2 pseudogenes are annotated in these 869 nt (G+C 52.9%); one reads left to right on the forward strand and one right to left on the reverse strand.

Annotated elements, in window-relative coordinates:
* A pseudogene (locus N181_RS34260) lies at positions 1–315 on the forward strand (hypothetical protein); the annotation flags it as partial.
* A gap of 71 nt (positions 316–386) precedes the next feature.
* On the opposite strand, the pseudogene N181_RS11090 reads toward N181_RS34260, so the two are convergent.
* Positions 387–869, reverse strand: a pseudogene (locus N181_RS11090) (phospholipase D family protein); the annotation flags it as partial.

The raw sequence follows: 869 nt of genomic DNA on the forward strand, positions 1-869 counted from the left end.
CCAGTTCGCCTCACTTCTCAGCAAGGCGGCCCTCCTCGGATGCGTACTTCTCTCACGCATATAGTGGACAGCTTTGTTGCGCATGAGGATGACGGTATACAATTTGCTCACACCGCTCTCGTTAAACTCCTGGCGTGGGAAACGCCGGATGGCGAGACCACAAACTGGCGGCATCTTGCTCGGAAAGAACGAGTCATTCGCAGCATTGACAACTTCAGGGATGCACTGAAATTGGGGCTTAAACGAAAAGTAGTATTTCACATCTTGGACATCCAACCCCCAGAGATGCCAGATTTTCTATCCGCAAAAGAGTGAGCATTTCGCAATTAAAATGCTGTCAATCGGCGCCGCTCACGGACCAGTATTCGTGCTGGCGCGGTGGATGCCTATCCTGTAGGAAAGTCGAAGCTCGACATTGTAAGGTCCAACATACCGTGCCGCATGAGTGCTTTATCCAAGCGATCAGAAATCCATCTGCAAGCCTGTGGCGTGAGTTCCATGTGTGGTTTTCTCATGATGGCGCGGCGCGGGTTGATGTTGTCGCCATTCCCCCTCGCTAAATTGCGTTGAGTAGGCACAAAGGATGCTGCCCCAAGCTCCTCCATCATATCCACCATGGACACACCTGCCGAAAGCGGCCCATTAACGAAAATCGGATCGTGAACGCGGACATAGTGGGGCCAATTTGCCTTCCATGCTCTCAACGATAAATCGGCTTCCGTGGCATCATCGAGGGTTGGTCGATGCTTTCTGCCGATGGCGCGTCCATAGATTACATAGTCGCTTCGTGCCTGAACCATGCGCGCCATAAACATAATGGCGCCATCTTGAACTTGGCGGGGGCGCTTCCCTCTTGGGTAGGTGCAGGG

Source organism: Sinorhizobium fredii USDA 205, assembly GCF_001461695.1.
In the GTDB taxonomy this organism is placed as follows: domain Bacteria; phylum Pseudomonadota; class Alphaproteobacteria; order Rhizobiales; family Rhizobiaceae; genus Sinorhizobium; species Sinorhizobium fredii.